Annotated in this window: 24 protein-coding genes; 12 read left to right on the plus strand and 12 right to left on the minus strand. The window is 72.3% G+C overall.

The window, feature by feature from the left end:
• Positions 1 to 12 precede the first annotated feature (12 nt).
• Both hemB and ACPCK6_RS18955 read left to right on the plus strand, forming a co-directional pair.
• Positions 13 to 996 carry a porphobilinogen synthase gene (gene hemB / locus ACPCK6_RS18950; RefSeq protein WP_423481775.1) on the plus strand — a complete coding sequence of 328 codons (984 nt, stop codon included), beginning with the start codon at positions 13 to 15 and terminating at the stop codon, positions 994 to 996.
• Between the two features lie 508 nt (positions 997 to 1,504).
• Entirely contained in the window at positions 1,505 to 2,122 is a 618-nt protein-coding gene (locus tag ACPCK6_RS18955) for a helix-turn-helix domain-containing protein (RefSeq protein ID WP_423481776.1), read from the plus strand.
• An 89-nt stretch (positions 2,123 to 2,211) separates the two neighbouring features.
• Here the strand turns inward: ACPCK6_RS18955 and ACPCK6_RS18960 are convergent, their stop codons facing one another.
• The 3 genes from ACPCK6_RS18960 to ACPCK6_RS18970 form a co-directional block, all read right to left on the minus strand.
• Complete coding sequence (locus ACPCK6_RS18960; protein ID WP_423481777.1) at positions 2,212 to 5,484, minus strand: lamin tail domain-containing protein; 3,273 nt, start codon at positions 5,482 to 5,484, stop codon at positions 2,212 to 2,214.
• Positions 5,485 to 5,575: 91 nt separating this feature from the next.
• On the minus strand, positions 5,576 to 6,592 hold the full coding sequence (locus ACPCK6_RS18965; RefSeq protein WP_262013268.1) for a GNAT family N-acetyltransferase: 1,017 nt from the start codon (positions 6,590 to 6,592) through the stop codon (positions 5,576 to 5,578).
• 67 nt (positions 6,593 to 6,659) lie between these two features.
• A complete protein-coding gene (locus tag ACPCK6_RS18970) occupies positions 6,660 to 7,895 on the minus strand; it encodes a lytic transglycosylase domain-containing protein (protein WP_423481778.1) in 1,236 nt (411 codons plus the stop codon).
• Positions 7,896 to 7,933: 38 nt separating this feature from the next.
• Between ACPCK6_RS18970 and ACPCK6_RS18975 the strand changes: the two genes are divergently transcribed.
• Positions 7,934 to 8,149 (plus strand): FmdB family zinc ribbon protein, encoded by a 216-nt coding sequence (locus ACPCK6_RS18975; protein ID WP_318335801.1) that lies wholly within the window; start codon positions 7,934 to 7,936, stop codon positions 8,147 to 8,149.
• A 155-nt stretch (positions 8,150 to 8,304) separates the two neighbouring features.
• Positions 8,305 to 11,121 (plus strand): ATP-binding protein, encoded by a 2,817-nt coding sequence (locus ACPCK6_RS18980; RefSeq protein WP_396881039.1) that lies wholly within the window; start codon positions 8,305 to 8,307, stop codon positions 11,119 to 11,121.
• 118 nt (positions 11,122 to 11,239) lie between these two features.
• On the opposite strand, the gene ACPCK6_RS18985 is transcribed toward ACPCK6_RS18980, so the two are convergent.
• Positions 11,240 to 11,782, minus strand: a complete 543-nt coding sequence (locus tag ACPCK6_RS18985) for a phospholipase (protein WP_262013160.1) — start codon at positions 11,780 to 11,782, stop codon at positions 11,240 to 11,242.
• A gap of 159 nt (positions 11,783 to 11,941) precedes the next feature.
• Positions 11,942 to 13,606 carry a glycoside hydrolase family 10-like protein gene (locus tag ACPCK6_RS18990; RefSeq protein ID WP_423481779.1) on the minus strand — a complete coding sequence of 555 codons (1,665 nt, stop codon included), beginning with the start codon at positions 13,604 to 13,606 and terminating at the stop codon, positions 11,942 to 11,944.
• Between the two features lie 273 nt (positions 13,607 to 13,879).
• Between ACPCK6_RS18990 and ACPCK6_RS18995 the strand changes: the two genes are divergently transcribed.
• On the plus strand, positions 13,880 to 15,373 hold the full coding sequence (locus tag ACPCK6_RS18995; protein ID WP_396881041.1) for an amino acid permease: 1,494 nt from the start codon (positions 13,880 to 13,882) through the stop codon (positions 15,371 to 15,373).
• A 91-nt stretch (positions 15,374 to 15,464) separates the two neighbouring features.
• On the opposite strand, the gene arfA is transcribed toward ACPCK6_RS18995, so the two are convergent.
• Entirely contained in the window at positions 15,465 to 16,982 is a 1,518-nt protein-coding gene (gene arfA / locus ACPCK6_RS19000; RefSeq protein ID WP_423481780.1) for an arabinosylfuranosidase ArfA, read from the minus strand.
• A 150-nt stretch (positions 16,983 to 17,132) separates the two neighbouring features.
• On the opposite strand from arfA, the gene ACPCK6_RS19005 reads away from it, so the two are divergent.
• Positions 17,133 to 18,131 carry a LacI family DNA-binding transcriptional regulator gene (locus ACPCK6_RS19005; protein ID WP_423481781.1) on the plus strand — a complete coding sequence of 333 codons (999 nt, stop codon included), beginning with the start codon at positions 17,133 to 17,135 and terminating at the stop codon, positions 18,129 to 18,131.
• Between the two features lie 125 nt (positions 18,132 to 18,256).
• Here ACPCK6_RS19005 and ACPCK6_RS19010 read toward each other — a convergent pair whose 3' ends face one another.
• The 3 genes from ACPCK6_RS19010 to ACPCK6_RS19020 form a co-directional block, all read right to left on the minus strand.
• Entirely contained in the window at positions 18,257 to 18,982 is a 726-nt protein-coding gene (locus ACPCK6_RS19010) for a methyltransferase domain-containing protein (protein WP_423481782.1), read from the minus strand.
• A gap of 336 nt (positions 18,983 to 19,318) precedes the next feature.
• Positions 19,319 to 19,636: a hypothetical protein gene (locus tag ACPCK6_RS19015; RefSeq protein ID WP_013288728.1), complete on the minus strand. Its 318-nt coding sequence runs from the start codon at positions 19,634 to 19,636 to the stop codon at positions 19,319 to 19,321.
• A 38-nt stretch (positions 19,637 to 19,674) separates the two neighbouring features.
• Entirely contained in the window at positions 19,675 to 21,312 is a 1,638-nt protein-coding gene (locus ACPCK6_RS19020; RefSeq protein ID WP_423481783.1) for an ABC-F family ATP-binding cassette domain-containing protein, read from the minus strand.
• 85 nt (positions 21,313 to 21,397) lie between these two features.
• Here ACPCK6_RS19020 and ACPCK6_RS19025 point away from each other — a divergent pair, with 85 nt between their 5' ends.
• The 4 genes from ACPCK6_RS19025 to ACPCK6_RS19040 all read left to right on the plus strand — a co-directional run bounded on the left by ACPCK6_RS19025 (position 21,398) and on the right by ACPCK6_RS19040 (position 23,333).
• Positions 21,398 to 22,168 carry an ROK family protein gene (locus tag ACPCK6_RS19025; RefSeq protein ID WP_423481784.1) on the plus strand — a complete coding sequence of 257 codons (771 nt, stop codon included), beginning with the start codon at positions 21,398 to 21,400 and terminating at the stop codon, positions 22,166 to 22,168.
• An 87-nt stretch (positions 22,169 to 22,255) separates the two neighbouring features.
• Positions 22,256 to 22,618: a tetratricopeptide repeat protein gene (locus tag ACPCK6_RS19030; protein ID WP_018787684.1), complete on the plus strand. Its 363-nt coding sequence runs from the start codon at positions 22,256 to 22,258 to the stop codon at positions 22,616 to 22,618.
• A 59-nt stretch (positions 22,619 to 22,677) separates the two neighbouring features.
• The gene (locus tag ACPCK6_RS19035) at positions 22,678 to 22,932 is read left to right on the plus strand and encodes a Smr/MutS family protein (protein WP_013288724.1); all 255 of its coding nucleotides are present in this window, start codon (positions 22,678 to 22,680) and stop codon (positions 22,930 to 22,932) included.
• A 47-nt stretch (positions 22,933 to 22,979) separates the two neighbouring features.
• Positions 22,980 to 23,333, plus strand: coding sequence for a CPCC family cysteine-rich protein (locus ACPCK6_RS19040; protein ID WP_423481785.1), 354 nt, complete (start codon positions 22,980 to 22,982; stop codon positions 23,331 to 23,333).
• An 83-nt stretch (positions 23,334 to 23,416) separates the two neighbouring features.
• Here the strand turns inward: ACPCK6_RS19040 and ACPCK6_RS19045 are convergent, their stop codons facing one another.
• The gene (locus tag ACPCK6_RS19045) at positions 23,417 to 24,127 is read right to left on the minus strand and encodes a hypothetical protein (RefSeq protein WP_423481786.1); all 711 of its coding nucleotides are present in this window, start codon (positions 24,125 to 24,127) and stop codon (positions 23,417 to 23,419) included.
• A gap of 87 nt (positions 24,128 to 24,214) precedes the next feature.
• On the opposite strand from ACPCK6_RS19045, the gene ACPCK6_RS19050 reads away from it, so the two are divergent.
• Positions 24,215 to 24,352: a hypothetical protein gene (locus ACPCK6_RS19050; protein ID WP_423481787.1), complete on the plus strand. Its 138-nt coding sequence runs from the start codon at positions 24,215 to 24,217 to the stop codon at positions 24,350 to 24,352.
• Between the two features lie 4 nt (positions 24,353 to 24,356).
• Here the strand turns inward: ACPCK6_RS19050 and ACPCK6_RS19055 are convergent, their stop codons facing one another.
• Positions 24,357 to 24,905, minus strand: a complete 549-nt coding sequence (locus ACPCK6_RS19055; RefSeq protein WP_423481788.1) for a YciI family protein — start codon at positions 24,903 to 24,905, stop codon at positions 24,357 to 24,359.
• Between the two features lie 108 nt (positions 24,906 to 25,013).
• Positions 25,014 to 25,205 (minus strand): winged helix-turn-helix transcriptional regulator, encoded by a 192-nt coding sequence (locus ACPCK6_RS19060; protein WP_423481789.1) that lies wholly within the window; start codon positions 25,203 to 25,205, stop codon positions 25,014 to 25,016.
• A gap of 77 nt (positions 25,206 to 25,282) precedes the next feature.
• On the opposite strand from ACPCK6_RS19060, the gene ACPCK6_RS19065 reads away from it, so the two are divergent.
• On the plus strand, positions 25,283 to 25,990 hold the full coding sequence (locus ACPCK6_RS19065; RefSeq protein WP_423481791.1) for an NAD(P)-dependent oxidoreductase: 708 nt from the start codon (positions 25,283 to 25,285) through the stop codon (positions 25,988 to 25,990).
• Positions 25,991 to 26,030: the final 40 nt, after the last annotated feature.

The raw sequence follows: 26,030 nt of genomic DNA on the forward strand, positions 1-26,030 counted from the left end.
GGAGGCCCCGTCATGCCGTACCCCGAGATCCGGCCCCGCCGGCTGCGCCGCAACGCGGCCGTGCGGCGGCTGGTCTCCGAGACCCGCGTCGACCCGGCCGAGCTGGTCGTGCCGATGTTCGTCAAGGAGGGCCTGACCGAGCCGCGGGCCATCGCGTCGCTCCCGGGAGTGCTCCAGCACTCCCGGGACTCGCTGCGCAAGGCCGCCGCGGAGGCGGTCCAGGCCGGGGTCGGCGGGATCATGCTGTTCGGGGTGCCGGCGACGCGGGACGAGACCGGCTCCGGTGGCATCGACCCGGCCGGCGTGCTGAACACGGCCATCCGGGACGTGATCGCCGAGGTCGGCGATGCGACTGTGGTGATGAGCGACCTGTGCCTGGACGAGTTCACCTCGCACGGGCACTGCGGCCTGGTCACCCCGGACGGCGGGGTCGACAACGACGCCACGCTCGCCGCGTACGCCGACATGGCGGTGGCCCAGGCCGCCGCCGGGGTCCACGTGGTCGGTCCGTCCGGGATGATGGACGGCCAGGTCGGCGTCGTCCGCAAGGCGCTGGACGCAGCCGGGCACCAGGACGTGTCGGTGCTCGCGTACGCGGTGAAGTACGCCTCCGCCTTCTACGGGCCGTTCCGCGACGCGGTGGAGTCGGCGCTGGAGGGGGACCGGCGCACCTACCAGCAGGATCCGGCGAACCTGCGCGAGTCGCTGCGCGAGGTCGAGCTGGACGTGGCCGAGGGCGCCGACATGGTGATGGTCAAGCCGGCGCTGCCCTACCTCGACGTGGTGTCGGCGGTCCGGGACGCGGTGGACGTCCCGGTCGCCGCCTACCAGGTCTCCGGCGAGTACGCGATGGTCGAGGCGGCCGCCGCGAACGGCTGGATCGACCGGGAGCGGGTGATGCTGGAGACGCTCACCTCGATCCGCCGGGCCGGCGCCCAGATCATCCTCACCTACTGGGCCGTCGAGGCCGCCCAGTTGCTGCGTGAGCGGTACTGACCTACTGGTCTACCGACCGCTGCTCGGCCGACGTGGCCCGTGCTGTCGGCCCGTGCTGACGGCTCGTGCGGCGGCGGCCGGGGCCCGGCTCGCCGAGTTCCTCGGTCTCGCCCTCCTCGTCGTGGTCGCCGCACGTTGTCCACAGCCCAAGTTGGTCACTGTGCGTATCTTTTCGGTCGGCAGGACACTTCACCCCTCACCGACTTTGCTCTGCAGCCATTGGCGCAACTCTCACGAATCGTGAGCGCTGCGCCGGTGGCTGCAGAGCAAAGTCTGCCGAGGTAGTTATCTCTTCTGCGGCGATCGCGAGGCTTGTGTCCGCTTAAGTCGGTTTTGTGCTGCGGTCGGGTCGCTCGCTTTGGTGGCAGCCATTAACGCTGAGTAAGAATCACTCTCTGTGTGTGCCGACGGTCGCTGCCAAGCGGAGTCGGACGTCGCATCCCGGGTTTTCCACAGGGGCGGGGAGCGGGGTTGCCCGGTCGGTGCGGGGGACGGGACCGTGGGCGGCGTGACAGACATCGCCGACACCGAGCCGGAGGCGCCCACCGCGCCCGGCGTGCCTACCGCGCCCGGCGTGCCCGGCGTGCCCGCCTCAGCGGCGGCAGACGGCGGGCCGGCTCTGCTCACGGAGCCGTTCGACGTCCCGTTCCCGGCGCCGGGGATCGTCCGGGCGGTGCGTCGCCGGGCCGACGCCAGCCAGCGTGAGCTGGCCCGGTTCGCCCGGGTGCATCCGAGCACGATCGGGCGGATCGAGGCGGGGACGCTGACGCCGAGCCTGGCCATGCTGTCGCGCATCATCGGCACGGCCGGCTTCCGGCTCGTGGTCGTCGACGAGGCCGGCCGGGTGCTCAAGCCGATGCGTGACCGGGCAGACCTGCGCGACGGCGCGGAACGGCGATACCCGTCCCACCTCGACATCGTCACCGACCCGGAGCCGGGGGAGTGGTGGGCCGACCGGTACGGGCTGGCCCGCCCGCCGGAGACGTTCTACCGCAACCGGGAGGTCCGGGACTGGCTGCGCCGCCGCAGCCAGTGGGAGGTGCGGGTGGCCAAGTACCGGAGCGTGCCGCCCCCGCCCGACCCGCAACGGTGCGGATACCGCGGCGGCCCGCCGATCCGCCCATGAGGGGATCGACGGGCCGCCGCGCGGCACACCGCTCAGTCGTCGTTCAGGATCGTCCCGACGCCGGACGGGTGCGCCGCGCGGCACACCGCTCAGTCGTCGTTCAGGATCGTCCCGACGCCGGACGGGTCGGCCAGCCGCAGGCCCGGCACGCCGGCCACGTACAGCGTGAGCTTCTCGTCCGCCTCGCGCTTACGGTCGCCGCGCACGGTGACCGGGAACGTCAGCGAGGTCCGGCCCGCGGCCAGCACCCGGCAGCCCACGTACGGGTCGTAGTCCGACCCGGCCTGGGCGGTGGTGCCGTAGGTGGTGGCGCAGATCAGGGCCGGCTCGGACAGCGGGCGGGACACGGTGACGGTGAACGTCATCGTGCTGGTGCCCTTGTCTCCCTCGGTGACCGAGGTGTCCGCGACCCGCAGCGAGGCGCGCGACCGGAACCGGGCCACCTGCGGGTCGTGGTCGCTGGCACCCCGGTCGCCCAGCTCCGGCGCGTCGGTCGGGTAGTCGGCGTTGATGTGCGCCGTCCGTACCTGCACCAGATCGTCGTGCATCGGGTCGTTCACGAACAGGTTGTCCAGCGTCTGCGCCTGCCCGCTGAAGGTGTACGAGTACGCCGACGCCGGCGCGTCCCTCACCAGGTCGTCCCAGAGGTTGTGCAGCCCGGCCTCGTACAGCGGGGCGAGCTGGTCCGACGGGGTCGGGTTCTGGGCGGTGGCGATCGGGTCGTCCGGGCGGGGGAAGACGTTCAGGTCGCCGCCGTACACCACGCGGGCGTTCGGGTCGCTCGCCTCGGCCGCCTGCACGATCGCCGCACCGTACGCGGCCTGCTCACGGCGCTGCCCGACCCGGCTGTCCGGCCCGGACGAGAAGTGGTTGGCGACCGCCCAGAGCGTGAACCGCTCGCTCGACCCGGGACCGGCCTTCACAGTGAACCGGGCCACCTGCGCCGCGCGGGTGTAGACGTTGCTGCCGTCCACCCCGGTCGACCGGTCCACGTCGGCCGGCAGCACCGCGTTGAGCGCCTTGGGGTTCTGCACGTCGGCGTTGGACGGCAGCGCCGCCGAGCGGTACTGGACCGTCGGGGCGGAGCCCAGCAGCGGGTCCGCGGCGGTCGCCTCGGCCAGCGTCAGCCGGTCGGTGCGGTAGAGGAACGCCGAGGCGATGCCCCGGGCGTCCGCGCCGGTCCGGTCGTACGCGGCGGCGTACGCCGGGCCGCCGTTCGCCGCGATGGCGAGCGCCAGCTCCTGCACGGTGTCCGGCGCGCCGTCGGCGTTGTTGGTGTCGCCACAGGCCAGAGCGCCGTCGACCACCGAGCAGATGTCCTGGTCCTCGGCCTCCTGCACCAGGATCAGATCCGGGCTGTGCAGCGACTGGACGATCTGCCGGGCCTGCACTGCGAGCTTGGCGGCGTACGCCTCCGGGCTCGCCGGCACGTAGTCGAACGGCGGGCTGACGCCGGGGCAGCCGGTGTTGCCGGCGAAGTCGCAGCCGTCGAACGGGTCGTCCCGGTAGTCGTACAGGTTCTCCACGTTGTAGGTGGCGATCGCTACCTCGCTGCCGCGGTCGGCCGGCTGCGGCGGGTGGTTCGCGGCCGGGTCGGCGCCACCGGTCAGGGTGAGCTGCTCGGGCTGCACGCTGTACTTGCTGAAGGCGTACGAGACGGAGCCGTAGGCGTCCTCGGTGAGCGTGTCGAACGTGCGCGCCTCGGGCAGCAGCGCCCGGGAGTCACCGGCGGTCGCCTTCACGCCGCCCGCACCCAGCAGGATGCGCTGGTTGTTGCCGTTGTCGAACAGCGTGCCGGGGATGTCGTCGAGCGGGTGCGCGTCCCGGAACACCCGGCGGGCGTACGGGTCGGACCGCTTCATGATCGGGTCCTCGCGGTCCAGTACGTAGATCTCGGAGTCGGCGGTGGAGGAGTAGATGTGCCGGGGCGCGGAGACGCCGCTGCCGGCGCGTACCCGCATCCGCTCGCCCTCGTGCCGCTCCCAGAACAGGTCGGCGGCGGCCGCCTCGGCCGGCGGGACCGCGTCGTCGACCCGGACGGCGGTGTCCACGTCGAGGCCGGAGTCCAGCTTGCGGACCAGCGAGGCGCCGGAGAGCTGGGTCTGGTTGAAGTACTCGGAGACCCGGCCGCGCAGCACGACCTCGTCACCGACGGCCGGGGCGTACCCGCCGATCAGCGTGGTGAACGAGCCCATGAAGACGAACAGGCCGTCGGAGGTCAGCGGGTCGCCGTCGTCGCTGCCGAGCCGGCTCTGGAGGTAGAAGCCCCACTGGTCGGCCCCGGCCGAGCTGCGGGTCAGCGACATGCCGGTGATGACGCCGCGTACGTCGTACAGCGTGGAGCTGGTGCCGTTGCCGCTGGCCGGCGCGAGCGGCGACCGGTCGGTGCGGCCGACCTCGTCGTCGGCGGTGCGGCCCTGCACCTCGCCGATCGACAGCACGCTGGTGGCCTGCACGGTGAGCGTGCAGGTGGCGCTGTCGCCGTCGGTGTCGGTGGAGGTCACGGTGACCGCGTAGCTGCCGGCCGGCAGGCCGGTGGCGGTGAGCGTCGCGGTGGCCGTGCCGCCGTCCGTGGTCGCCGGGGTGAACGCGGTACGGCTGATCGAGCCGCTCGCCGGCACCGGCACGACCGAGGTGACCACCAGGTCGGTGATCGTGTCGTCGGCGTCGGTAGCGGTCACCTCGCGGGTCGCGGTGGCGCCCGCCGACAGCGTCAGCGCGCCGCCGCAGGCCAGGGTGGCCGGCTGGTCGACCGGTCCGCCGCCGCCGACGGTGTGGCTGCCCAGCCCGTCGAACGTGTCGGTGGCGAAGCCGGCCCACTGCGCGGCCGGATCGAACGGTTCCGCCGGGTCGGTGTCGCCGGCGGTCACCGAGGGCAGGCGGCGCAGCGTGTTGTCGGCGGTGCTGGTCAGCCCGCTGCCCCACTCGGTGCCCGGGTCGACGCCGACCTGGCCGAGGGAGTCGACCACCGTGTCACCCTTGCGCAGCACGATCGCGTCGTCGCCGTTGAACAGCGAACCGGAGTACGTCTGGTCGGCCTGGGCGAGGATCGCGGGCGCGGCCGCCGCGGCGGCGAAGACGAACACGTCACCGGCGGCGACGGTCCCGGTGAGGGCCACGTTCGTCGAGGTGGTGGCGCCGTTGAAGAAGAGTTGGAGCTGGTAGCCGCCGACGGCCAGGTCGATCGGGGCGCCGGTGCCGTTGTACAGCTCCACGGCCTTGTTGTTCGACGACCCCTCGACGTACTCCGAGATGAAAAGGTCGGTGGGCGCGGCGCTGGCCGCGGTGGGTGCGACAGCGATCGCCGTGAGGGTGACGGCGGCGGTGGTCGCGAGCGCGGCGAGGGTGCGGCGCGGGCGCATGGGGCCTCCACGATGGGTGGACAGGAACTAACGAACGTTAAGGCTCTCGTGGGTACACCGTCCAGCCCTTCGATGGCCGGGCGGTGAACGGTCAGCGGTGACTGTCCAGCCGGTGCACCAGTTCGGCGACGTCCACACCGTATTCGCACCAGTCGCGGTCGGGGCGGTAGCCCAGCTCGGCGTTGACCTTCAGCATCGACTCGTTGTCCTGCGCGTTCCAGGTCTGCACCTCGGCCACCTCGGGCTCGGCCGAGCGCAGCTCCAGCAGCATCCGTGCCTTGATGGCCCGGTCGATGCCGTAGCCGCGGTGGTCGTGGACGACGATCGTGTCGTACTGGTCGGCTCGGGTCGGGTGCTGCGCCGGCACCACCACCTCGGTCAACCCGGCCACCTCGCCGGTCTGCTCGTGCAACGCCAGCACGATGTACGGCTTCATGCCGCGCCGGTGGAGCGTGGCGAGGCTGTCGCGCAGCCGGTCCGGGTCGTAGGAGCTGGGCCGCAGCTCCACGTCGTCGGAGTCGCGCACCTCGGCCTTCGCCCGCGCGTACGCCTCGATCAGCTCGTCCGGCGGACCACCCGGCCAGAACTCCACGCGGTAGCCCGCGCCGACCTCAGCGGCCATCTCGGTGAGCGCCGGCCAGTCCACCGAGCGCAGGTCGAGCACGCTGCGGGTCTCCACGTAGTCGCGGGTGAAGCCCAGCGACTCGTAGAACCCCACGGCCGGGGTGTCGCCGACCACCTCCACGCCGATCGACTGGAAGCCCTCGTCCCAGACCCGGCGGGCGGCCACCCGCACCAGCTCACGGCCGATGCCGCTGCGCCGGACCGCCGGGTGCACCAGCACCTCGAGCACGCCGATCCCGCCGAGTAGCAGCACGTGCACATGCCCGAGGATCGCCCCGGCCGTGCCGTCCGGGGCGGCGTCGTCCTGCGCGACCCACGAGATCCGCCGCTCGCCGGGCATCACCTCGGACAGATACTCCCGCATGGAGCTCTCCCGCCAAGGCGGGTCCTGCGGCAGATCGGCCGCCAGGACCGCGTTCAGCGTGTCCAGCAGGGACGCGATCTCGGCGGACGACGCGGTCCTGGGATCCCACTCGCGCACCATCACCCGTCTAGCTTGCCGTCAACGGCAGCCGGGGGGAAGGGTTCAGTCCGCGAATGTACGCGAGCCGTCACCTCACGTTGCGGCTGAGCCTGCCGTACTCGTCGGCCTTGTCGAAGACGGCCTGGGCGTACCGACGCACATCGTTGTAGGACAGGATGGCGCCCCACCAGTCACCCGGGATGGTCATGTTCCGGCCGCCCTTGCACAGGTAGAGCCCGGCGGCCAGCGCCGCGTCGTCGATGTCGTGCGGGTTCTTCACCCCGTCGCCGTCGGCGTCCGCGCCGATCTCCTGCCAGGTGGTCGGGATGAACTGCATCGGGCCGAGCGCCCGGTCGTGGACCCGGTCGCCGTCGAGCAGCCCCTGGTCGGTGTCGAGGATTCTGGACCGGCCGCCCTGCCCGTCGAGCGGCTCTCCCTTGATCTCCGGCAGGGCCCGGCCGTCGGCCTGCAGCGTGGCGCCGTTTGCGGCGCCGTGGCGCGACTCGACGTACCCGATGGCGGCCAGCGTGGTCCAGCTCAGCTGGCACCCACGGTTGGTCTGGGCGAGTACCAGTTCGGCGTACGCGTACGCCTGGAGCGCCACCACGGGGACGCCGGTCACCGCGCCGACCCGCTGCGCCCAGCCGGTGAGCGCGTCGGCCGGGCGCCCGGCGGGCAGCACCGGGGCGGTGGTCGCACCGGGCAGCGGTGTGCCGGTGGGCGCGGCGGTGCCGGGCAGGCCGGTCAGTTCCGGCAACGGCGGCGTGGCGGGCGCCGCGGCGGTCTGCGGCACGCTCTGCGACGGCGTGGCCTCGGCGACCGTCTCCGGCCGGCCGACCGCTGCCGGCACGACCACCGCACCGGCGGTGGTGGCGGCGGCGACCAGGGCGAGCAGGAACAGCGCGGGCATCGTGGTGCGCCCGCCGGGCCGCCGGGACCAGGCACGGGTGGCCCGGGCCGCACCGACGGTGAGCTGCCTCGGGCGCGTCCGGACGGCGTGCGCGAACGGCATCCGCCGACGCCGCCCGCCGTTCTCGGCCGCCGCCTCGGCCTTCGTCTCCGGTGCGGAATCCGGCTGCTCGTCTCCGCCCGTCCCGGGTTCGCCGTCCGCCTTCACCGCCGGCTCGGGCTGCGGCTTCCCGGCGGGCTCGGCGTCCGCGTCGGGCTCGGCGTCCGGCTTGATCTGCGGCTTCTCGACCGGCTCGGCGCCGGATCGGCGGGGCCGCGGGACGGCCGGGGTGCCGCCGTCGGGTGGCGCGGCGGGTCGCAGGGGCCGGGCCGTCGCTCGCCGTTCGCCGTCCACCACCCGTCGAGTATCACCCATCCGGGTGACGACGTCAGGCCCGGCCGTACGCTTGGGACATGCCCCGGTACGAGTTCCGTTGCCGCGCCTGCGGCGACACCTTCGAGGTCAGCCGTCCGATGGCCGAGGCCGCGCAGCCGGCCACCTGCCCGCAGGGCCACGCCGACACGGTGAAACTGCTGTCCACGGTGGCCGTCACCGGACGCGGCGGCTCCGCCCCGAGTGGTGGGATTCCCAGCGGCGGTGGTTGCTGCGGCGGCTCCTGCGGCTGCTGACTTTCCGCCTTCCGTCCCGCGGGTCGATCGGGGTCTTGCCGCCGGTGTGATCTTTTGGCACCTTGGGGCGGAATCTGCCCAGCCGTTCTCACGATGCGTGACGGCACGACCATAGGGCAGCATGAACCCGACGTCACCGGGCGGAGGTTCGACGTATGTCGCAAGGACACCACCTCCCCAGCGGGTGGGTGACCTTCGTGTTCACCGACATCGAGGGCTCGACGCGGCTGGCCCGGATGCTCGGCCCGGTCTACCGCCCGGTCCTGCACGAGCACCGGCGGCTCCTGCGCGACACCCTGGCCGGCACCGACGGGGCCGAGCTGCTGACCGAGGGGGACTCGTTCTTCCTCGCGTTCCCCGACGCCGCCGCCGCGGTCCGCGCCTGCCTGACCGCGCAGCGCGCGCTCGCCGGGCACGAGTGGCCCAACCCGGACGCCACCCCCCGGGTACGGATGGGACTGCACACCGGCTACGCCGAGCCCCGCGACGGCGAGTACGCCAGCCCCGAGGTGCACCGGGCCGCCCGGGTGGCTGCCGCCGCGCACGGTGGGCAGGTGCTCTGCTCGGCCGCCACCGCCCGGCACGCCGACCCGCTGCCGGACGGGGTGTCCCTGCTGGACCTCGGACTGCACCGGCTGCGCGGCTTCGACGACCGGGAGCGGCTGTTCCAACTCGTCGCGCCCGGGTTGGAGCGGCGGTTCCCGCGTCCCCGTACCGCCGACGCGACAGCGCACAACCTGCCCACCCAGGTCACCTCGTTCGTCGGCCGGCAGGCCGAGCGCGCCGAGCTGGGACGGCTGGTCGAGGCGTACCGGCTGGTGACGGTGCTCGGCGCGGGCGGCGCCGGCAAGACCCGGCTGGCGGTGGAGCTGGCCTCCGGACTCGTCGAGGACTACCCGGACGGCGTCTGGTTCGTCGACATCGCCGCGGTGACCGACCCGGGGCTGGTGGCGTTCGAGATCGCCGCCGTGCTCGGCCTCCGCCCGGAGCCCGGCCGGCCGATGGTCGACACCCTCGTGGAGTACGCGGCACCGCGCCGGATGCTCGTGCTGCTCGACACCTGCGACGCCCAGACCGCCGCGTCGGCCGAGGTGATCGGCCGGCTGCTCGCTGGTGGCCGGGGTGTGCGGGTGCTGGCGACCAGCCGGGAGTCGTTCGGCGTGCCCGGCGAGGTGGTGTGGCGGATACCGCCACTGTCGGTGGACGAGGGCCCCGACGGCGGGGCGAGCGACGCGGTGGCACTGCTGCTGGACCGTACCGCCGTGGCGCGGGGCGGGCGAGCGCCGGAGCCGGCCGAGCAGGCCGACCTGCACCGGGTGGTACGCCGCCTGGACGGGTTGCCGCTGGCCATAGAGCTTGCCGCCGCCCGGCTGCGGGTGCTCTCGGCCGGGCAACTGGCCGAGCGGCTGGACGACATGCTGGGCACGCTCGACGCCGGGCGGGAGACGGCGGAACCGCCACCCGTGGAGGCGGGCTGGAGCGGCAACCAGCAGGACACTGTGGACCTGGTGGCCGCCGCCACCGGCGCCGCACCGCCCACCCCGGCGACCCGGGCGGTGCAGCGGTCGGCGAGCGAGCGGCACCTGACCATCCAGGCCACTGTGACCTGGTCGTACCGGACGCTCGGCGCGCGCTCGGCGCGGCTGCTGCGCTGGATGGCGGTGTTCGCCGGCCCGGTGGACCTGCCGACCGTGCAGTGGCTGCTCGACGAGGACCCGCTCGACCCGCTCTCGGTGCTGGTGGACAAGTCGATGGTGCTGGCCGAGCCGCACGCCTCCGGCAGCACCTACCGGATGCTCGACCCGATCCGCGCGTACGCGGCCCGGCGGCTGGTCGAGGCCGGCGAGGAACAGAGCGCCCGGGACCGGCACGTCGCCTGGTGCCGGCACGCGCTGGACCGGGCGCACCTGGGCCCGGACGGCCGCCCGGTGACGCTGTCCCTGTACGCGCTCGACCCGCTGGCGAACGAACTGCGGGCCGCGTTGCGCTGGTGCGCCACCGGCGGCAGTGCCCGGTCGGGGCTGTCGCTGGCGGGTGACCTGGATCAGTGGTGGCGGGAGCGCGGGCTGGCCCGGGAGGGGCGGCTCTGGCTGTTCCGGCTCTACGGCCGGCTCGCCGAGACCGGCGAGCCGATGCCGGACGCCGAGCTGGCGGCCGCGTACCACATGCACTCGCTGCACGCGGGCGCGGACGGCGAGTTCGGCGAGGAACTGCGGTACTCGCAACGGGCCGAGGCGGCCGCCCGGCAGTCCGGCGACCGGGGGCTGCTGGCCCGGGTGCTGGCCGGGCGCGCGGCGCCGCTCGTCGACATGGGGCAGTTCGCCGAGGCGGAGCGGATCTGCCGCGAGGTGATCGACTGGGCGTACGCGCAGGACGTGGTGGGGGACGCGCTGCTGGCCGTCTACAACCTCGCCGAGCTGCTCTGGCGCCGGGGCGCGCTGGACGAGGCGGCCGACCTGCTCGCCGCGGCCCGCCCGGTCGAGGCGGCCCGGCCGGCCGAGCGGGGCGGCCGGTCGGTGGACATGCTGCTCGGCATGGTGGCCCTGGCCCGGGGTGATCTGGTCGCCGCGCACGAGCACCTGCTGGTGGCGTTGCGGTCCCGGATGAGCCACGGCTACCTGGGCCGGGCCTGCGACACGATAAACGCGATAGCGGTGCGCTGTGCGCTCGCCGGGGACGCGCTGGCGGCGGCCCGGCTGTTCGGGGCGGCGCAGGCCACCCGGGCGAACCTGCGGGCCACGCCGGGGATATACGGCCCGTACTGGTCGGCCCGGCAGGCGGAACTGCGGCGGGTGCTCGGCGACGAGGCGTTCGACGCCGCATACGGCGCCGGGACGGGGCTGCGGCTGGACGAGGTGGCGGCGCTGGCGCTGCACGTCGAGCATCCGGACCTGGCGGCCGACTCGCCCCGGTTCGGCACGCAGACGCCGGGCTCGTGGCCGGCGTTCGAGCCACGCAGCACAGCGGGCTGAGCCGGCCGGGCGTGCGGGCCGGCGGCCGGGCGCGGCGGGTCGACCGGCTGAGCGCGGCGGGTCGGCCGGCTGAGCGCGGCGGGGAGCCCGCCGGGTGGCGGACTCCCCGTGCGGTGCGTCAGGCGGGCGCGGCGGCGCGGCGCTGGGCGTCGGCCTTCATCCGGGCGGCGCGGTCGAGGTCGGCCTGCGACACCGCGGCGACCGAGCCGAAGACGCTCACCGCCTGGTAGTACGTCCAGGCGAGGCTGTAGCAGGCGGGCCGGACCACCGCGTTGTACGTGGCGCAGACCCGCTTCAGATCCGCGTAGAAGGCGCTGTCCAGGCGGGACTTGCTGGACGAGAAGACGCCCATCGCCTTGTGGTTGCGGTAGCCGAAGTCGTGCCGGTAGCAGGAGAGCTTGAAGTTGAACCCGATCGGGTTGTCCGGGCTGGACGAGCAGTAGTCGGTGGACCAGTCGAAGCCGTACTCGGTCCAGGGCGCCCGGTTCTGCCGGGCGCTGTTCCAGGCGTTGTAGCTGGACGCGCTGGTCTGCGTCCAACTGGTCAGGACGGACAGCTTCTGCTGGGTGCTCACCGCGGCGGCGGCCGGTGTGGCCAGGCCGAGCAGCGTGAGCAGGGCGAGTGCGCCGGCGGCGAGGGTGGTGGCGAGTCGACGGGACACGGGAACCTCCGGGGGGTGGTGGCCGGGATCTCCGGATGTCGACAAGTGTCGATCAAATGGGTGAGCTGGGGCGATGCCTCGGGGAACGGCTCGCTGACATCCGCCTGAACAGACGAATGCCCCCGGGCCGGCGAGCGGCCCGGGGGCATCCGGGGTGAATCAGCGGACGAAGCGCGGCGGGCTCGCCGGGCTCTCGTTCGCCAGCCGGTCCAGCGCGGTCACGTAGTACGTGTACCGGGCGCCGTCCGCCGCCGTCGTGTCCACCCAGGACTGCACGGCGCCGTCGGTGGCCCGGACGGTGCCGACCAGGTGCGAGGCGTCCGCGAAGTCGCAGCGCCCGGCCAGGCCGTGCCCGTCGAACCGGTAGATCGCGTACGACGCGGCGGTGCCGAGCGGGCCCTTGCCGTCGGCCGGCTGACGCCAGCTCAGGCGTACCCCGTCCGACTCCCGCTGGGCCTTGGTGACCACCGGGAACAGCAGCGGCTTGCGCGGCAGGTGCGTCATGGTGGGCACCAGCGCCGGGCGGGAGTAGTGCTCGGCGGCGTAGATGTCGGTGGCGCCGAGCCGGTTCGCCCGCACCTGCACCGCGGAGAAGTGCACGTTGCCGAGCACCTCCGGGTACGACCGGTTGAGCGTCAGGTGGTTCGACAGCTCCTGCGGGTTCATCCAGAACGACCCGTACGCCGGGTCACCGCTCTTGTAGTCGGCCTGGCCGATGTAGAGCTGGACGCGCGTGCCGCGCACCTGCTCGGCCCACCACGGCACCAGCCGGGCGTAGTCGGCGGCCGGGTACTGGCCGATGTACCAGTAGAGCTGCGGCACGATGTAGTCGATCCACTCCTCCTTGACCCACTTGCGGGAGTCGGCGGAGATGATGTCGTACGACTGCGAGCCGGTGGTGTCCGAGCCGTTCGGGTCGGCCGACGCGTTGCGCCAGATGCCGAACGGGCTGACGCCGAACTTCACATACGGCTTGACTGCCTTGATCTTGGCGTTCATCTCCTGGATCAGCAGGTTGATGTTGTCCCGCCGCCAGTCGGCCTTGTCGGTGAAGCCCCTGTTGTACGCCGCGAACGTGGCGTCGTCGGGCACCTGGTGGGTGCCGCTCGGGTACGGGTAGAAGTAGTCGTCGAAGTGCACGCCGTCGATGTCGTACCGCTTGACCGCGTCCATCATCGCGGTCTGGACGAACTCGCGGACCTCGGGGACGCCGGGGTTGTAGTAGAGCCGGCTGCCGGCGACGCCGGCGGGCGGGTAGGCGAAGACCCAGTCGGGGTGCTGGCGGGCCGGGCTGTCCGGGGCCAGTTGCGACAGGTCGGCGCCGGCGCCGCCGGGGGCGGGCATGGAGACGCGGTACGGGTTGAACCAGGCGTGGAACTCCAGGTTGCGCTTGTGCGACTCGTCGACCAGGAAGGCCAGCGGATCCCAGCCGGGGTTCTTGCCGCGTACGCCGGTCAGGTACTCCGACCACGGCTCGTACGGCGAGGGCCAGAACGCGTCAGCGGTCGGGCGGACCTGGACCACGACGGCGTTGTGGTTGAGCTTCCGGGCCAGGTCGAGCCAGGCCAGGTATTCGGCCTTCTGCTTGGCCACCTGGTCCGGCGCGGTCCAGGAGTCCTTGCTGGGCCAGTCGATGTTCGTCACCGAGGCGATCCACATGGCCCGGAACTGGCGCTTGGGGGTGGCCGGGTCGGTGACGCAGTCGGTGGAGGGGGAAGTGGTCGTGCCGGTGGCGCCGGGGGCGGCCTGCGCCGGCGTGCCGGCGACCAGCGTGCCGAGCAGCGCCGCGGCCAGCGCGGCGGCTCCGAGCCGAGTTGCCTTCATGCGGTGCGGTCCCTTCGTCGGGTCCGGGGGGACGGTCGGCGGCGAGACGTCACGGCAAGATTCGCCGTGTCACCCATGCCACCGGTAGAAAACTTTCATCTATCCGTGTCCGGCGCAAGACCCTGACGGCCGATCGATGTCCGGCTTCGTCCGATCGGCCGGATCGTGACGATTCCGATACCCGCGGTGCGGGATTGGAGCGGAAAACGGCTGGGTAGCTTGCCCGGTCACGGACCGCCACCGTGGCGGCCACACGGCGGGGGAGGTGATCAGATGTCGGTCCTGCGTACCAAGCCGATCCGGGACGTGCTCGCCCAGGGCGACGCCGACGGCGAGGACGGCAAGCCGGGACTGCGGCGCCGGCTCGGCGCGGTCGACCTGATGGGCTTCGGCATCGGCATCGTGATCGGCACCGGCATCTTCACCCTCACCGGTGTCGAGGCGCGCAACAGCGCCGGGCCGGGCGTGGTGATCTCGTTCGGCATCGCCGGCCTGGTCGCGCTGCTCGCCGCGCTCTGCTACGCCGAACTCGCCAGCAGCGTGCCGACCGCCGGCAGCGCCTACACCTACGCGTACGCGACGATGGGCGAGATCGTCGCCTGGATCATCGGCTGGGACCTGCTGCTGGAGTTCGCGCTCGGCGCGGCGGTGGTGGCCCGCGGCTGGTCCGGCTACCTCGCCGACCTGTTCGGCCTGCCCAGCGCCTGGTTCGCCGAGGAGGGCAGCGTCGTCAACCTCGGCGCGATCGGCATCGTGCTGGTGCTCGGCGTGGTCGCCATCGTCGGCATCCGCGAGTCGGCCCGGGTCACCAACCTGCTGGTGCTGGTCAAGGTGGCGATCTGTGCCTTCGTCATCATCGCCGGGCTGTTCTTCGTCAAGGCGGCCAACCTCAGCCCGTTCATCCCGTCCGCCGAGCCGGCCGGGGCCGGGGACGACGGCGTCAAGCAACCGGTGACCCAGGCCATCTTCGGGCTGGAACCCTCCGTCTTCGGCTTCGTCGGAGTGCTCACCGCCGCCGCAGTGGTGTTCTTCGCGTACACCGGGTTCGAGGCCGTGGCGAACCTGGGTGAGGAGACCCGCAAGCCCAAGCGGGATCTGCCGCTGGGTCTGCTCGGCACGCTGCTCATCTCCACTGTGCTCTACATCGGCGTCTCGCTGGTCGTGGTGGGCATGGTCAAGTACACCGAGATCGACGAGGGCGCGCCGATCGCGTCCGCGTTCCGGGCGGTCGGCGCCGGCTGGGCCGCGGTGCTCGTCTCCATCGCCGCCGTCGCCGGGCTCACCAGCGTGATCCTGGTGGACCTGGTGGCCATGGGCCGGATCGGCTTCGCCATCGCCCGCGACGGGCTCATTCCACCCGCCATCGCGAAGGTGCATCCGCGCTGGGGCACGCCGTACCGGATCGCCGGGATCATGACGGTGGCGGTGGCGCTGCTCGCCGGTTTCCTGCCGCTGTCGGCGCTGGCCGACCTGGTCAGCATCGGCGCGCTCTGCGCGTTCACGCTGGTCGCGATCGCGGTGCCGATCCTGCGCAAGCGCCGTCCCGACCTGGAGCGGCCGTTCAAGGTGCCGTTCTCGCCGGTGCTGCCGATCGTCACCGCCGTGGCGTGTCTCTACCTGAGCCTGAACCTGTCGGTGGAGACCTGGCTGCGGTTCCTCGCCTGGATGCTGATCGGCGCGGTCATCTACTTCGGGTACGGCCACCGCAAGAACCGGCTCGCCCGGCGCGAGCACTCGGACACCCCCGAGCCCGCCCCCACCCCCTGATGCGGGCCCCCCGAAGGAAGGGCCCCTTCTTAACGCCTGGCGTTAAGAAGGGGCCCTTCTACTACCGGAGGCGTTAACAAGGGGCCCTTCCTTACGCCGGCACGAAGCGCAGCAGGTTCCAGGAGGTGGCCGGCAGCAGCACGGAGATCCGGCCGCCGTCGACAGCGGGAGTGGTGAGGTCCCGGGGTGTGACCCGCTCGGGGTCCGCCTCGGTGTTCGTGGCGTCCGGGTCGGTTCCGGCCGCCACGGTGGTGTGCGCCTCGGCCCGCAGGCCGGGCAGGCCGGGCAGGCCGCGCAGGTCCAGGTCGAGCGGGACGTCCTGCGGGCTGCGGTTGACCGCGAAGACGGCCAGCGCGCCGGTCTCCTCGTCGTGCACGGCGACGGTGTCCAGCGCGGGCACTTCGCCGTACCGCCGGGTCTCGTAGGTGGGGCCGGTGGGCTCGGTCCGCAGCACGGTGCCGCGGGCGTACCGGGCGGTCAGTGCGAACGGGTGGAAGATGCTCTGCCGCCAGGCCGGACCGCCGTTGCGGGTACGGATCGGGGCGATCACGTTGGCGAGCTGCGCCTGGCACGCCACGCCGATGCGGTCGGCGTGCCGGAGCAGGGTGATCAGCAGGTCGCCCACCACCACCGCGTCGACGGCCGTGTAGTCGTCCTCGATCAGCGCCGGCGCCTCGACCCAGCCTCGCCGGTCCAGATCGGACTGGAGGCGGGACTGGTACCAGACGTTCCACTCGTCGAAGGAGATCTTCAGCTTGCGCTTCTGCCGCAGCTTGGCGCCCACGTAGTCGGCGGTGGCGACGACCTCGGTGATGAAGGCGTCCATGTCGACGGCGGAGGCGAGCAGGCTGGCCCGGTCGCCGTCGGAGGGGTCGTAGTAGGTGTGGGCGGAGATGTAGTCGACGTGCTCGTAGGTGTGCTCCAGCACCGTCGCCTCCCACGCGGCGAACGTGGGCATGCCCCGGCCGGAGCTTCCGCAGGCGACCAGGCTGATCGACGGGTCGATCATCTTCATCGCGCGGGCGGTCTCGGCGGCGAGCCGGCCGTACTCGTCGGCGGTCTTGTGCCCGACCTGCCACGGTCCGTCCATCTCGTTGCCGAGGCACCACAGCCGCACCCCGTACGGCTGCTCGGCGCCGTGCTTGCGGCGCAGGTCGGACATCTGGGTGCCGCCCGGGTGGTTGGTGTACTCCAGCAGGTCGAGCGCCTCGGTCACGCCGCGGGTGCCGAGGTTGACCGCCATCATCGGCTCGATCCCGGCCTCGGCCGCCCAGGTCATGAACTCGTCGAGCCCGAACTCGTTTGTCTCGACGGTCTTCCAGGCCAGGTCGAGCCGGCGCGGGCGGTCACCGACCGGGCCGATGCCGTCCTCCCAGCGGTAGCTGGAGACGAAGTTGCCGCCCGGGTAGCGGACCACGGAGACGCCCAGCTCACGGGTCAGGTCCAGCACGTCGCGCCGCAGCCCTCGCCGATCGGCTGTGGGGTGGCCCGGTTCGTACACCCCGCCGTAGACGCAGCGGCCCATGTGCTCGACGAAGGAACCGAAGATCCGGCGGTCCGCCGGCGCGACCCGGAACGCCGGATCGATCGTGAGCTGCGCGTTCGGCACGATGCCAACCTCTCCCTCGCTGCTGGTGCGGGTGACCGCTGTCACTTCGCTGTCAGTGGTTTCTACAACGTTGTAAGCGCCCGTGTAAAGAGGCAGTCGCGTCGTCGTGGCGCGGTACAGTGCGGCCAGCGTTCACCGGAAGGAAGTGCAGTGCGGCACAGGCTCAAGGACGTCGCGGAGCGCGCCGGAGTGTCGGTGAAGACCGTCTCCAACGTCGTCAACGGCTACCAGCACGTGCGCGCCGACACCCGGGCCCGCGTCGAGGAGGCCATCGCCGCGCTCAACTACCGGCCCAACCTGTCGGCCCGCAACCTGCGCAAGGGGCGCACCGGGGTGATCGCGCTGGCCGTACCCGAACTGGACATCCCCTACTTCGCCGAGCTGGCCCGGCACGTCGTCACCGCCGCAGCCGACCACGGCTGGACGGTGCTCATCGACCAGACCGGTGGCCGCTCCGAGCAGGAGCGCAAGGCCGCCAGCGGGATCGGCGACCACATGATCGACGGCCTGATCCTGAGCCCGCTCGCGCTCACCGCCGACGACCTCGCCGCGCTGGCCGGCCTGCCCATGGTGCTGCTCGGCGAACGCGTCGACCACGGCTCTGTCGACCACGTCATGATCGACAACGTGGTCGCCGCCCGCGAGATCACCGCTCACCTGATCGGGCTCGGCCGCCGCCGGATCGCCGCGATCGGCTCCCAGTGCACCCCCGAGGGCGCCAGTGCCCGGCTCCGCCTGTCCGGCTACACCGCCGCGCTGACCGAGGCCGGCATCGCCTACGACGAGCGCCTGGTGGCGCCCGCGCCGGCCTGGCACCGCGCGGACGGCGCCGCCGCCATGCGGCACCTGCTCACCACGGGGGTACGCCCCGACGCCGTCTTCTGCTTCAACGACACGCTCGCGCTCGGCGCGTTGCGTGCCCTGCACGAGATGGGCCTGCGCGTGCCGGAGGACGTCGCGGTGGCCGGCTTCGACGACATCGAGGACGGCCGCTTCTCGATCCCGACGCTGACCACAGTCGCCCCCGACAAGGAGCGCATCGCCCGCCTGGCGGTCGAGCTGCTGGCGGGCCGCCTGGGCCCAGACCGCGACGCCCCACCGCGCGAGCTGGTGGCCCCCCACCACGTGGCCCTGCGCGAGTCCGCCTAGCCCTCTTCTGGCCGTCCCCCTTCAGGTCGGCCCCGTCGATCATGAAGTTGACGGCGAAGTCGATCTCCTTGAGTGCCGTCAACTTCATGATCGACGGGGTGGGGCCTGGGGCGGTCGGCGCGGGCTCAGTCGAAGAAGCGGGCCAGGTGGGAGGGGGCGGGGGCGGGGGCGTCCGGTGGCAGGGGGGTCAGGTCGGCGAAGATCGAGGCGCCGTCGCAGCCGACGTGCAGCGGGTACCAGCGCGGCGTACCGGGTGGGCGCTGACCGCAGATGCCCTTGAACGTCTGCACGTCGAGCAGGCGTACGTGCGTCGGGTCGGCCACCGCGTTGACGTGCCGCCACCAGGGGCTCATCACGTGCAGCACCCCACCCGGCCGCAGCACCCGGTGGCACTCGTCGAACAGCGGCAGGAAGTCGATCAGATGCTCGACGATGTGTACCGCGAAGAACACGTCCACCGAGTCGTCGCGCAGCGGCAGCGAGCCGGCCAGGTTGGCGACCGCGTTGACGCCCGGCGCCGGATAGATGTCCAGCCCGAGGTTGCCCGGCCACTGCTTGGTCGCGCCGCAGCCCAGGTCGACCACGACCGGCGCCCGCCCGGCCACTGTCACCCGGCACCAGACCCCGAGTACGCCGGACAGCCGGCCGATCAGCTCCCGTGTCAGCCGTAGCTGTTCCTGGTCGGCGACCTCGCCGGTCAGGTGCGCGACTCCCCGGTCGAAGCGCACCTCGACCGCGGTTCCGCGAAGCCGCTCGTCGTGCCGGACCATGTCGGCCCACGCCTCGGCGAGGAAGCCGTCGGTCTGCCGGAGTCGCTCACCCGAGAGCGCGGTCTGCCCCATCGCCACCATGCGCCACCTCCGGCGGCCCGTTACCCCCGATTCGCCCCGATATGCCCCCACCCACCCACCGGCACCGCCCCCGTCACACGTTGATCAAGCAGGGTGCCCGAGGTCGCAGTCCTCGATGATCAAGGAGTTCGTGTCCTGTTGTGAGCGCGACGTTGACGCAAACTCCTTGATCACCTGGGCGGCGGTCGGGGGTGTGCGCGCCGATGCCGGCTCCCGCGCCCCGCCGCCGTTGATCTTGCGCTTGCGGCCCGGACCAAGCTCGCAAAAGGGGCACCGGGGGGCAACTGCAAGATCAACGGGAACAGGGGAACAGGGAACAGGCGGGGGCGAGGGCGGTCAGGGGGAGAGGGTTCGGCGGACTGTTCGGGAGCCTCGCATGCGCTGGCGCGGCTGGGCGGCGGCTGCCTTCGGGCGCTTGAGGTGGTAGCGGTGCAGCTCGTTGTTGCCCGGCAACGACGGATCCTCGCTCATCGCGACCAGTTCCCAGCCCTGGTCCCCGGCCCGGTTCAGGTGGGCCAGCGCGGTGTCGCCGTACGGCGTCACGTCGATCATGGAGCCGTCCGGGCCGTACCAGATGAAGACGACCTCCCACCCGGCGTCGGTGGCGGCGGCCTGGCGGCGGCGGACCAGCAGCGCGTACTCCCACTTGAGCATGCGCTCATTGTGGACCCGCGCGCGCCGGTCGGCACGGATCAGTGTTCGGCGATCCGTCCGTCCGCGACGCGCAGCCGCCGGTTCACGCTCACCGCGTCGAGCATCCGCCGGTCGTGGGTCACCAGCAGCAGCGTGCCCGGGTAGCTCGCCAGCGCCGACTCCAACTGCTCGATCGCGGCCAGGTCGAGGTGGTTCGTCGGCTCGTCGAGCACCAGCAGGTTGACGCCCCGCCCCTGGAGCAGGGCCAGCGCGGCCCGGGTCCGCTCGCCGGGGGACAGCGTCGCCGCCGGCCGCAGCACGTGGTCGGCGCGCAGCCCGAACTTCGCCAGCAGCGTCCGCACGTCCGCCGGGGCCAGATCGGTTACGGCGGCGCCGAACGCGTCGAGCAGCGGCTGGTCGCCGAGGAACAGTCCCCGGGCCTGGTCGACCTCGCCGACCACCACACCGGGGCCGAGCGCGGCGTGTCCCTCGTCCAGTGGCAGCCGCCCGAGCAGCGCGGCGAGCAGGGTGCTCTTGCCGGAGCCGTTCGCCCCGGTGATCGCCACCCGGTCGGCCCAGTCGATCTGCAGGTCCACCGGGCCGAGCGTGAAGCCGCCACGGCGTACCACCGCTCCTCGCAGTGAGGCCACGACGGCGCCGGCGCGGGGCGCGGCGGCGATCTCCATCCGCAGCTCCCACTCCTTGCGCGGCTCCTCGACCACCTCCAGCCGCTCGATCAGCCGGGCGGTCTGCTTGGCCTTCGCGGCCTGCTTCTCGGTCGACTCGGCGCGGTACTTGCGGCCGATCTTGTCGTTGTCGGTGGCCTTGCGGCGGGCGTTCTTGACGCCCTTCTCCATCCACGCCCGCTGGGTGCGGGCGCGCGCCTCCAGGTCGGCCTTCGTGTCGGCGTACTCCTCGTACTCCTCGCGGGCGTGGCGGCGCGCCACCTCCCGCTCCTCCAGATAGGCCGCGTAGCCACCGCCGTAGTGGTTGACCTGCCGCTGGTGCAGGTCCAGCTCGACGATCCGGGTGACGGTGCGGGTGAGGAACTCGCGGTCGTGGCTGACCACCACGGTCCCGGCGCGCAGCCCGGTGACGAAGCGTTCCAGCCGGTCCAGCCCGGCCAGGTCGAGGTCGTTCGTCGGCTCGTCGAGCAGGAAGACGTCGTACCGGCTGAGCAGCAGCGACGCGAGCCCGGCGCGGGCGGCCTGCCCGCCGGACAGGCCGGTCATCGGATGGTCGAGGCCGACGTCGAGACCCAGCTCCGCGGCGACCTGCGCGGCCCGTTCGTCCAGATCCGCGCCGCCGAGGTCGAGCCAACGTTCCAGAGCATTCGCGTACGCGTCGTCGGCGCCCGCCGCCCCGGCGGTGAGCGCCTCGGTGGCGGCGTCAAGCGCGGCCTGCGCGGCGCTCACCCCGGTGCGCCGGGCCAGGAACTCGCGGACCGTCTCGCCGGGCCGGCGCTCCGGCTCCTGCGGCAGGTAGCCGACGGTCGCCGTGGGCGGGCTGAGCGAGACCGAGCCCTGCTCGCGGGGGACCAGACCGGCGAGGGTACGCAGCAGCGTGGACTTGCCCGCGCCGTTGACCCCGACCAGCCCCACCACGTCGCCGGGTGCGACGACCAGGTCGAGGTCTTCGAAGAGGAGGCGGTCACCGTGGCCGGCGGTGAGGTCCTTGGCGATCAACGTGGCGCTCATCAGGTGACCGAGCCTACCGGCGGGCGCATCCGGATTACCGTGACCCGCGCTCACGGCGGCACCGGTCTGAGGGAGACTCACAGCCGTGGTGACCACACTGGCGATCGACTGTGGTGGCGGCGGGATCAAGGCCTCCGTACTGGATGCCGCCGGAACCATGCGCGCGCGGCCGATGCGCGTGCCCACGCCGTACCCGTTGCCGCCGGCCTTGTTCGTCAAGACGCTGCTGGATCTCGGCGCCCGCCTGCCCACGGCGGACCGGCTCACCGTCGGCATGCCCGGCATGATCCGGCACGGCGTCGTGGTGGCGACGCCGCACTATGTGACCCGCTCCGGGCCGCGCAGCCGCGTCGACCCCGAGTTGCTGGCCGAGTGGTCCGGGTACGACGCGCGAACCGCGCTGGCCGAGGCGTTCGGCGTGCCGGCGCTGGTGCTGAACGACGCCGAGGTGCACGGCGCGGGCGTGGTCGCCGGGACCGGCTGCGAGCTGGTGCTGACGCTCGGCACCGGGCTGGGCAGCGCGCTGTTCGACGGCGGGGTGCTGGCGCCGCACCTGGAGCTGTCGCACGCGCCGGTGCGGTGGAACACCACGTACGACACGTACGTGGGGGAGCCGGAACGGCGGCGGCTCGGCGACGCGTTCTGGTCGCGGCGGATCCGGCAGGTGGTGGACGGCCTGCGGCCGGTGTTCCGCTGGGACCGGCTGTATCTCGGCGGCGGCAACTCCCGGCTGATCCGGCCCGAGCAGGTGGCCCGGATGGGCGACGACGTGGTGATCGTCCCGAACACTGCTGGAATCGTCGGTGGTGTCCGGGCCTGGGACCTGATCGGCGGCCGGTACGACCCGACCACCTGATCTTCGACCGCAGGAACACTCGCGGTTCCGCCGGTGTTGTGCCAGCGTCGGACCTAGGGCCTGGCGCGACACGAGGAGGTGGGTCGAGTGGATCTTCTGGCGGAGTACCGGCGGGCGACCATGTTCTTCGAAGCGGGTGACCCGACCGGGGCGGCCCGGCTGCTCGAACCGATCATCGAGGCGGAGCCGGACAACTCCTCGGTCCGGCAGTTGCTGGCCCGCGCGTACTTCCAGTCGGCCCAGCTCAACCGGGCCGAGGAGCAGCTGCGCGAGCTGGTCGACCGCGACCCGAGCGACCACTACGCGCACCACGTGCTCGGCCGCACGCTGGAGCGGATGAACCGGCCCGTGGACGCGCTGCGGCACCTGCGCATCGCGGCCGCGATGTACTCGACGAACACCGACTACGCCACCGCGCTGCGCCGGGTGGAGGGCAAGGTCGGTCGTTGACCGATGACGCGGAAGGGCAGCCCGGGCGGGCTGCCCTTCCGCGTACCTAGGATGGGACCGTGAAGCTCAAGCTCGATCTCCACGACATCTACAACAAGGGCCACGACATCGATCGTGCGCTGCGCGGGATCATGGACGAGGCGGTGGCGAAGAAGGCCACGCTCGTGGAGATCATCCCGGGTAAGGGGTCGGGCGCGCTGAAGAAGAAGGTGCTGCGGTTCCTCGACCAGAAGGACGTGAAGCAGCTCTACCACCGGGTCGAGAAGGACTCGAAGAACTTCGGCCGCCTGTTCGTCCACTTCCGCTGGAAGTAGCGGTATCCCGGTCACTTCTCACCGATCGACAACGCGCGGTGCAGAGGATGGACGAGCATGCCGGCGAGCAGGAAGGGCCGTCCGCAGAGGAACTGGCGCGTCGCACCAGGTGGTTTGAGCAGTACGTCGAGGGGTTGAACCAGCGTTCTGTGGTGGCTGAAGCGGGTGGTGAACCCTACGCGTGTCCCTGCTGCCGGCACCCGACGCTCAAAGGGCGAGGTCAGTTCGAGATCTGCTTCGCCTGCGGTTGGGAGGACGACGGGCAGGACGACGAGGACGCTGACACGGTGCGGGGCGGCCCCAACGGCGCGCTCAGTCTGACGGATGCCCGTCGTGCCTATGCCGAGCGACGAGCCCGTTGGGAGCGCAGACGCCGTCGATCAACGCCCGAGACGGATTGACGTGCTCGGACGGCACAGCCGGTCGCTCCCGTCCAGCGCTGAGGCGCTCTGGGATGGTGGCGCCATAACGGTGCTCACCCCGGTCAGGCCGCGGTGAGCACCGTTATGGGGAGGCCGAAGGTGGTTGTTCCGGGACCGTGCCCGACGCCGATCAGGACCCGGTTGCCGAGCGGAGCGGCCAGGCGCACCACCACCTCGCGCTCCTCGGCGTAGTCCAGCCGATAGCCGTTCCCGTCGCGGGCGACCTCCACCGGCTCGACGAGCACCGCCGTGTCCGTCTCGAACACCACTGCGTCGGGGTAGTCGGCGTATTGCGCGGGCGTTCCGACGAACCGGAACGTCAGGGTGCGCCCATCGTGCGCGAGCACGGCCTCCTCGTGATGAGCGGCTCCTACGCCGGGTGGCCGCCACGTCATCCGACGTTCGAAGTCCGGGTCCAGAGCGATGAAGGGCCACCGCCGGTCGTCGGGGTGCATCATCCATGCCGGGAGTTCGCGAGTGCCCCGGTCGGTGGCGAACGGTCCGTTAGCCCGGATGATGTTCGCCAGCGGCCTCTGCGCCCCGCTCTGCACGTCACGGCAGTAGTCGACGGCGGCCGGCGCGATCTCCGGCGGCAACTCGGACTCCGGGACGCCGGGGGCGTCGAACAACGACCGCCACTGCGTGTCCACCATGAGTCGGTCGAGCGCCCTGATGCCCATCGCTGTCAGCACGATCGGACGCGGCTCGCGGTGAACGGGGAAACCGTCCCACATCGCCAGCGCCTGCCGCGCACACTCCGGATCGCTTGGCATGTCGCCAGCCTAGCCACCTGTGGATACGTGGCGGCGTGTCCCAGTCGGCGAACCGCCTTCGCCGCACCGATACCGCCGGAGGTGGCCGTGCGTGATTCGCTCCAGCCCGCCGAAGCGGTGCGGCGTCAGGTCATCGGCCGGAACCTCGTCGCGATCAACGGGGCCCATCTGGTCGTCGCATCCCTAAGTGACGAGTGGCTGCTGCGGTGGGGAGACCACGAGTAGCCGGTTACGCCGGGCGGCCGCCGAACGTCCAGTTCTGCACCTCCAGCTCGGCGTACCGGTCGGCGGCCAGCACCGCCCGCGCCTCGTCCGAGTCGACCGCCCGCACCAGCGCCGCCGTACCGAGCCACCTCACGCCGTCGTCGGACAGCAACGGTCCGTACGCGATCAGCTCATCCTGCCGCTGCGGCAGCACCGGGCCGGCACCCTGCTCCGGGCCGAGGCCGAGCACCAGGTAGCGGTTGCCGCCCCTCCGGCCCCCGGTGAACTCCCACATGGTGCGGCCCAGCATGTTCCGCCACCGCCGCAGCATCACGTCCCGGTACGCGCCGGCCTGGTAGTTGGGCTCGTCGAAGGCGAACGCCCGGGCGGCGGCGGGGCCGGGCAGGCCCAGGATGTGCACGCTGCCGGTCGGCGAGCCGTCGTCGGCGAGGGTCGGTCCGCGAGCGATCATCTGCTCCGCGTACCCGTCCATGTAGGCCCAGTGCTCCTCGATCAGCTTCTGGCGCAGAGGCGCCGAGCCGAGCCGATCGCGGTGGTAGCAGAAGAATTCCATGACCCGAGTCTCGCGGTCGATCAACAGGCGTAGCCACTTTTTGTGGGTACTTGCCGGCGTGCGCGTCCACGACGAACCTGGTTGTGGGTGGAGGCGGAAAAGGGCAGGTCAGGAGGCGGTACGGGCTTCGGCGAGTTTGTCCAGGCGGCGGTGGCCCCAGTCGGAGAGGGGAGCCAGCGCCTCGGCCAGGTCGCGGCCGACAGTGGTGAGCGAGTACTCGGTCTTCAACGGCAGCACCTCGTACGCCTCCCGGTGCACCAGCCCGTCGCCCTCCATCTCCCGTAGCGCCTGAGTCAGCACCTTCTCGGTGAGGCCCGGAAGCTGCCGGCGCGGCTCTCCGGGGCGGCGCGACGAGCGCCCGGACCGCCGAGGAGGCGATCGCCGCGAGCGGGTTGACTGTGGTCTGCGTGGTGAACTCCGATGCGTCGGACGCGATCCTGCGACGCGATGCGGTGACCGCCGCGCTCGAGGGGCGCACGGTCGTCAGCCTGACGGCCGACACCCCGGACCGGGCCCGCGACACCGCGCGGTGGGCGGCCGACTACGGCATTCGGTATCTGGACGGCGCGATCATGACGCCGACCACCACCATCGGCACCCCCGAAGCGGTGCTCATCTACAGCGGTCCGGCCGGCCTCTACCAGGAGCACCAGCCGGTGCTCGACGCGCTGGGCGGCACCCACACGCACCTCGGCGAGGAGATCGGGCGCGCGGCGGCGTACGACATCGCGCTGCTCGACGTCTTCTGGACCGCGATGGCGGGTTACGCGCACGCGCTGGCGGTCGCAAAGGCGGAGGGCGTGACGGCTCGGGAACTCGCGCCGTTCGCCACCGGTATCGCCGCGATCCTGCCGCCCATCTTCGAGGAGGGCGCGGCGGAGATGGACACGGGCAGCTTCCCCGGCGACGGCAACCCGATCACCTCCGCCGTGTCGTCCATGGCGCACATCGTCCACACGTCCGAGGCGCACGGCATCGACGCCGGGGTGATGCGTGCGGCCGAGGGCATGGCCCGCCGGGCCGTCGGGCTGGGCCACGGCGCGGACGGTTTCCTGCGGATCGCCGAGGTGCTGGGGCGGCGCTGACCCACAGCCAGTACGCCGAAGTGGCGGAGATCGGAAGAGC

Origin of the sequence: Micromonospora sp. AB353 (assembly GCF_049538395.1) — a bacterium.
GTDB classification, from domain to species: Bacteria; Actinomycetota; Actinomycetes; order Mycobacteriales; family Micromonosporaceae; genus Micromonospora; species Micromonospora aurantiaca.